Annotated in this window: 7 protein-coding genes; 6 read left to right on the top strand and 1 reads right to left on the bottom strand. The window is 62.7% G+C overall.

Annotated features, from left to right (window positions below):
- A partial coding sequence (locus EOD07_RS17290) for a Tm-1-like ATP-binding domain-containing protein (protein ID WP_127236328.1) occupies window positions 1–1,194 on the bottom strand: 1,194 nt, incomplete at its 3' end.
- 150 nt (window positions 1,195–1,344) lie between these two features.
- On the opposite strand from EOD07_RS17290, the gene EOD07_RS17285 reads away from it, so the two are divergent.
- From EOD07_RS17285 to EOD07_RS17260, 6 genes are all read left to right on the top strand, one after another.
- The gene (locus EOD07_RS17285) at window positions 1,345–2,040 is read left to right on the top strand and encodes a TetR/AcrR family transcriptional regulator (RefSeq protein ID WP_127236327.1); all 696 of its coding nucleotides are present in this window, start codon (window positions 1,345–1,347) and stop codon (window positions 2,038–2,040) included.
- Between the two features lie 348 nt (window positions 2,041–2,388).
- A complete protein-coding gene (locus EOD07_RS17280) occupies window positions 2,389–3,705 on the top strand; it encodes an ABC transporter substrate-binding protein (protein ID WP_040987416.1) in 1,317 nt (438 codons plus the stop codon).
- 69 nt (window positions 3,706–3,774) lie between these two features.
- Window positions 3,775–4,680: a sugar ABC transporter permease gene (locus tag EOD07_RS17275; RefSeq protein ID WP_127236326.1), complete on the top strand. Its 906-nt coding sequence runs from the start codon at window positions 3,775–3,777 to the stop codon at window positions 4,678–4,680.
- Between the two features lies 1 nt (window position 4,681).
- A complete protein-coding gene (locus EOD07_RS17270; protein WP_127236325.1) occupies window positions 4,682–5,641 on the top strand; it encodes a carbohydrate ABC transporter permease in 960 nt (319 codons plus the stop codon).
- The gene (locus EOD07_RS17265) at window positions 5,638–5,874 is read left to right on the top strand and encodes a hypothetical protein (protein ID WP_040987411.1); all 237 of its coding nucleotides are present in this window, start codon (window positions 5,638–5,640) and stop codon (window positions 5,872–5,874) included. Before EOD07_RS17270 ends, EOD07_RS17265 begins: the two co-directional genes overlap by 4 nt.
- The coding region (locus EOD07_RS17260; protein WP_164772305.1) for an ABC transporter ATP-binding protein at window positions 5,871–6,595 on the top strand (725 nt) is incomplete at its 3' end. The genes EOD07_RS17265 and EOD07_RS17260, both read left to right, overlap by 4 nt.

The following is a 6,595-nucleotide window of genomic DNA, read 5'->3' as shown; positions in this document are numbered from 1 at the left end:
CTTCTTGGCAATGTCGAGGAACGCCGCGGCGGCAGCCTTGGCGAATTGGGGGTCGTTGATGTGCAGCGGCAGGCGCGTGACGGCGCGGTTTCTCGCCGGCTTGATGGTCCGCTCGATGGCGTCGAACAGCGCCGCATCGGCTTCCGGATCGAAGAAGGCGCCGCCTTCGATGTCGAGCGCCGAGACGCCCCTTTCGGGAATCAAGAAACGGACCGGGCCGTCGCATCGGGCGAGGCGGCCGCCGATCCATTCGCCGATCTTGCGGCATTCCTCGGCCGTGGTGCGCATCAGCGTAACGTTGGGATTGTGCTCGCAGAACAAGCGCCCGCGATAGCGCTCGGGGATCGTGGCCGGCGCCCAGAAGTTCACCATGTCGAGCGCGCCGACCGAACCGACATAGGGCAACTTCGTTCGGGCGACCGCGCCGAAGCGATCCTCGGTTGCCGGCAGCACGCCGCCGAACAAAAGATCGCAGACCTCGGTCGTGGTGATGTCGAGGATGCCGGCCAGCAAACCGCTGTCGGCGAGCTTCTCCATCGAGCGGCCGCCGGTGCCGGTGGCATGGAAGACCATGCAGTCATAATCGGCGCGCAAGCGTTCGACGATCGCGGTCACGCAGGGTGTGGTGACGCCGAACATGGTGAGCCCCAGCGCCGGCTTGCCGGCGGCGGCCGGGGCGGGCTTCGCGGCCATGCCGGCGATCGCCTGGGCGGCATTGTGCAGCACGGTGCGGGAGAGCCTGTTCAGTCCCGCCATGTCGGTCACCGACGGCATCATGATGATGTCGGAGACGTCGACGTAAGGCGCGGTGTCGCCGGAAGCGAGCGTCGAGACCATCAGCTTCGGCAGGCCGAGCGGCAGCGCCCGCATGCCGGCGGTGACGACCGAGGTGCCTCCGCCGCCGCCGATGCCGATCACGCCTGCGATGTCGTTGCGGGACTGGATGAAATTGGCGAAGGCGGCGCCCATGCCGGCAACGGCGGCGCCGCGATCGTCGATGCCGAGAACCGCGCCGGCTCCCTTGGCATGATGCGCGGCGACCTCGCTTGCAGGGATGTCGACCGGGACGGTCGCGCCGCGCGTGCCGATATCGACACGGACGACCGCGCCGCCGGCGGCAGTGACGGCATCGGCCAGGAAGGCGAGTTCCTCACCTTTGGTGTCGGCGGTGCCGACCACATAGATGTGCTTCATGCGCGTTTCCCCGTCGTCCGGCTTGGTCGGCTTTGCCGCCCGCCTTTTTGCCACCCTTAAGCTCCTCGGCGAAAGCTTCGTTGGTGGGGACCCCGTTATTGCCCGGCATCGCGCCATTGCAAATTTTTGAGACGCGCGTATCGTATTGATATGGATGTCTCACGTCAACAAGCCGCCTCCAGCGATGATGCCGCGCAGGCTCCGGCCGCCGAGAAGGGGCCGCGCGCCCGCACAAAGCGGCTGATGCTGGAAACGGCGACGAGGCTGATGCAGTCCGGCATGACCCCTTCGGTCAGCGAGGTCGCGGAGGCGGCGGAGGTGTCACGCGCCACCGCCTACCGGTATTTCCCGAGCCAGGCGGCGCTGGTGCAAGCCGTGGTCGATGAAGGGCTCGGCCCGATCCTCACCTGGAAGTCGGCTTCCGACGATGCCGAGCGGCGCGTGGCGGATCTGTTCGCCACCGCGATGCCGCGCATCGAAGCCTTCGAGGCGACGTTCAAGGCGGCGCTGAAACTATCCCTCGACCAATGGGCGCGACGCCAGGCCGGCACGCTCGGATCTGAACCGGCCTTTACCCGCGGCCATCGCGTTGACCTGCTGAAGGATGCGATCGCGCCGCTCAAAGGCCGTTTGAAGCCGCGCCAGTTCAAGCGCCTGGCGCAGGCATTGTCGCTGGTGTTCGGCGTCGAGGTGGTCACGGTGCTGAAGGATATCTGGGGGCTGGACAGCGCCGAGATGGTGTCGGTGGCGCAATGGGCGGCGGGCGCGCTGGTGCGCGCCGCAATAGTGGAATCAGAGGCAAAATCAGCAGCAGTGTCGGCGGCGTCGAAGGTGGCGGCCGTCTAAATCTGGTTCGACCAGATTACGAAGTCAGTTACAAATGTTAATTGTGATGGGCAGCTCGTGACAAGGGCTCTGTGTATCACAGAGTAGGAAAAACAAGGGAAAACAGTCGGATATCATAAGGATTGGCTAAATCAATCGCTCAAGAAAGCGCTTGACGCCAAGCGGGAATTGGTAATACCAGATTACAACCAAATCAAATAAAGCGGATCGAAAGTGACGGCTGCGATCCATTTCCGGCAGGGCGAGGAGGCCTGGAACCGGAAAGGCGCCATCACAGGAGGAACTACCACGGCCGGCTTCGCTGCCGGTTCGCATGACACGGTAGAATGCGCACAAGGGAGGAAAACTATGCGCAAGATAGTGACCAGCGTGCTTGCTGGTGTCGGCCTGGCGCTTGCCTGCGGGACGTCCGTCCACGCGCAGGAAAAGTCGCTCACCATCTTCTGGGCGGAATGGGATCCGGCCAACTACCTGCAGGAACTCGGCAACGAGTACGAGAAGGAAACCGGCGTCAAGATCACGGTCGAGACCACGCCGTGGGCCGACTTCCAGACCAAGGCCTTCACCGAATTCAACGCCCATGGCGACGCTTACGATCTGGTGGTGGGCGACTCGCAGTGGCTCGGCGCGGGCTCGACCGGCGGTCACTATGTCGACCTGACCGACTTCTTCAACAAGCACAAGCTCAACGACGTGATGGCGCCGGCGACGGTCAAGTACTACGCCGAATATCCCGGCAACAGCGGCAAGTACTGGGCAATCCCGCTCGAGGGCGACGCCGTCGGCTGGTCCTACCGCAAGGACTGGTTCGAGGACCCGAAGGAGAAGGAAGCCTTCAAGGCCAAGTATGGCTACGACCTCGACGTGCCGAAGGATTTCAAGGCGCTGCGCGACATAGCCGAATTCTTCTACCGTCCGGACCAGAAGAAATACGGCATCGCCATCTACACCGATAATTCCTACGACGCGATGGCGATGGGTTTCGAGAACGCCCTGTTCTCCTATGGCGGTGAGCTTGGCGACTATTCGACCTACCAGGTCGACGGTCACATCAACTCGGACAAGGCGGTCGCCGCGCTCGATGCCTACAAGGAACTCTACAAGTTCACGCCTCCGGGCTGGGCAAAGTCGTTCTTCGTCGAGGACAACCAGGCGATCACCGAGAACCTGGCGGCGATGAGCATGAACTACTTCGCCTTCTTCCCCTCGCTGATCAACGAGTCGTCGAACCCGAACGCCAAGAACACCGGTTTCTTCGCCAATCCTCCAGGCCCCAATGGCGACCAGTTCGCGGCGCTTGGCGGCCAGGGCATCTCGATCGTCTCCTACTCGCAGAAGCAGGACGAGGCGATGAAGTTCCTGGAGTGGTTCATCAAGGACGAAACCCAGAAGAAGTGGGCGGCGCTCGGCGGCTACACCTGCAGCGCCGCGGTGCTGAAGTCGCCTGAGTTCCAGAGCGCCACGCCGTACAACAAGGCCTTCTACGAGACCATGTTCAAGGTGAAGGATTTCTGGGCGGTGCCGGAATATGCCGAACTGCTGCAGCAGCTCAACCAGCGCATCTATCCCTACATGATCGGCGGTCAGGGCACCGCCAAGGAAACGCTGGACGCACTTGCCGCCGACTGGAACGCGACCTTCAAGAAATACGGCCGCGTGAAGTAATCGACATGCCTCGCGGAGGAGGCTTAGGAAGCCTCCTCCGTTTGTTTTTCAAGCATCCGGAGCAGGGTTTTGGCGACCACGATGATCACCACGCTCGACAGGTCCTCGCGGGCCGCGGCGCGCGGCCTCAGCGATATCTCGATCCGCAATCTCTTCATCATCCCGACGATCTTGTTCCTGATCGTCTTCAATATCTTCCCGCTGATCTATTCGCTGGGCTATTCGTTCACCGACTTCCGCGCTTCGACCAATGCGCCGGCTAATTTTGTCGGGTTGCAGAATTACCGCGACCTGCTCAACGAGCCCTATGTCTGGTCGAACTTCGCCATCACCGCGAAATACGTCATCATCTCGGTCGCCGGCCAGTTGCTCGTCGGCTTCGGCGTGGCGATGCTGCTCAACCGCGACATACCGATGAAGGGGCTGCTGACGACGCTGCTGCTTCTGCCGATGATGCTTTCGATGGCGGTGGTGGGCCTGTTCTGGAAGCTGCTCTACGATCCGTCCTTCGGCATCATCAACTATGCGCTCGGGCTCGGCACTTTCGAGTGGTTGGCCGACCCGAAGATGGCGCTCTACGCGGTGGCGCTCACCGACATCTGGATGTGGTCGCCCTTCGTCATGCTGTTGTCGCTTGCCGGTCTCTCCGCGGTGCCGAAGCACCTTTACGAAGCCGCCGCGATCGACCGGGCCGGGCCGTTCTACACCTTCTTCCGCATCACGCTGCCGCTGGTCGCGCCGATCCTGATGATCGCCGTCATCTTCCGCACCATGGAGGCGTTCAAGACCTTCGACCTGGCCTATATCCTGACCAGCCAGCCGACGGCCGAGCTGATCTCGATCCGGCTCTACAAGATGGCTTTCCAGGAATGGCAGACGGGGCGTTCCTGCGCCATGGCCTACATCGTGCTCATCATGGTGCTGGCGATCACCAACATCTACGTCAAATACCTCAACAAGGTGAAGGAGCGCTGAGATGGCCGCCGTCCGCACTTCTTCCGAGGTCGCTTTCAACCGCGCGGCAATCGTCGCCGTGCTGGTGGTGACGATCATCTTCCTGGCGCCGATCTACTGGATCGCCTCGACGGCCTTCAAGCCACGCAACCTGGCCACGACGATCCCACCGACGATCGTGTTCCAGCCGGAGATATCGCCCTTCGTCAAGCTGTTCACCAAGCGCTCGCAATTGCGCAGCCCGCCGACGCCCGAAGAATACGCGGCCGCCCCATGGTGGGAACGCGTCGTCTTCGACGGCGGCGAGAAGATCGTGCGCGACGGCAAGGGCGCCGTGCAGTGGTCGGGCTATCCGGACCGGTTCATGAACTCGCTGATCGTGGCGATCACCTCGACCGTGCTCGCCGTCGGCATGGGCACGTTCACCGCCTACGGCTTCTCGCGCTTCAGGGTGAAGGGAGAGGCGGACCTGCTCTTCTTCATCCTATCGACGCGCATGCTGCCGCCGGTGGTGGTCGCGATCCCGATGTTCCTGATGTACCGCGCGGTCGGGCTCAACGATTCTCATCTCGGCCTGATCATCCTCTATACCGCCTTCAACCTGTCCTTCTCGGTCTGGCTGATGAAGGGCTTCATCGACGAGATCCCGAAGGAATATGAGGAGGCGGCGCTCGTCGACGGCTATACGCGCATGGAGGCCTTCTTCAAGATCGTGCTGCCCGAGGCCGCGACCGGCATCGCCGCCACGGCCGTGTTCTGCTTCATCACCGCGTGGAACGAATACGCCTTCGCGCTGATCATGACCAACCGCCGCGCCCAGACCGCGCCGCCCTTCATTCCGAGTCAGGTGGGTTCCGGCCTGCCAGACTGGACGGTGATCGCCGCCGGAACCTTCCTGTTCCTGCTGCCGGTCGCGATCTTCACCTTCCTGCTCCGCAACCATCTGCTGCGCGGCATGTCCTTCGGAGCGATCCGCAAATGAGCTTTCGCGCGATCAATGAAAGATATCTGGAGCCTGGATCGCAGATCCTGATGGTGCTCGGCATCGTCGCGCTCTGCCAGCCCTGGAACATGCTGCTCCACACCTACGGCGTGACCATCATCCTGATCGGCCTGATCGGCTTCAACGTCACCTCCAAGATTCCACGTGAGGAGCAGGCCGGCACGGGACACGGAGCCGACCAGCAGGCGCACAACGCGGGGGCGCAGCATTGACCCAGATCGAGCTTCGCGGCGTCCAGAAATTCTTCGGCGCCGTCCAGGTCATCAAGGACCTGAACCTTGCGATCAACGACAACGAGTTCATCGTGCTGCTCGGACAATCGGGCTGCGGCAAGACGACGACGCTGCGCGCCATCGCCGGGCTGGAGACCATCGACCAGGGCGACATACTGATCGACGGCAAGCCGGTGCAGCACCTCAAGGCCGCCGACCGCGACATCGCCATGGTGTTCCAGTCGTTCTCGCTCTACCCGCACATGAACGTCTACGAGAACATCGCCTTTCCGTTGCGCGCGACGCGCAAGAGCAGGAGCGAGATCGACACCGAGGTGCGCTCGGTGGCCAAGACGCTGCAGATCACCGATCTGCTCGGCAAGAAGCCCTCGGCGCTGTCGGGCGGCGACATGCAGCGCGTGGCCATCGGCCGGGCGCTGGTGCGGCGTCCGAAGGCGATGCTGATGGACGAGCCGATCGGCGCGCTCGATGCCAAGCTGCGCGAGGAAATGCGCGCCGAGATCAAGCGGCTGCACATCAAGCAAGGCTCGACCAGCATCTATGTCACGCACGACCAGATCGAGGCGATGAGCCTCGCCGACCGCATCGTCATCATGCATGAAGGCGTGCTGCAACAGGTCGGCACGCCCGACGAGGTCTATTCCCACCCGGCCAACCTCTTCGTCGCGCAATTCGTCGGCAGCCCGGTGATGAATGTCGC

The sequence above is a fragment of the Mesorhizobium sp. M2C.T.Ca.TU.002.02.1.1 genome, assembly GCF_003997225.1.
The sequence above is the reverse complement of the archived record's forward strand: the minus strand, read 5'-3'. Positions and strand labels throughout refer to the sequence as shown.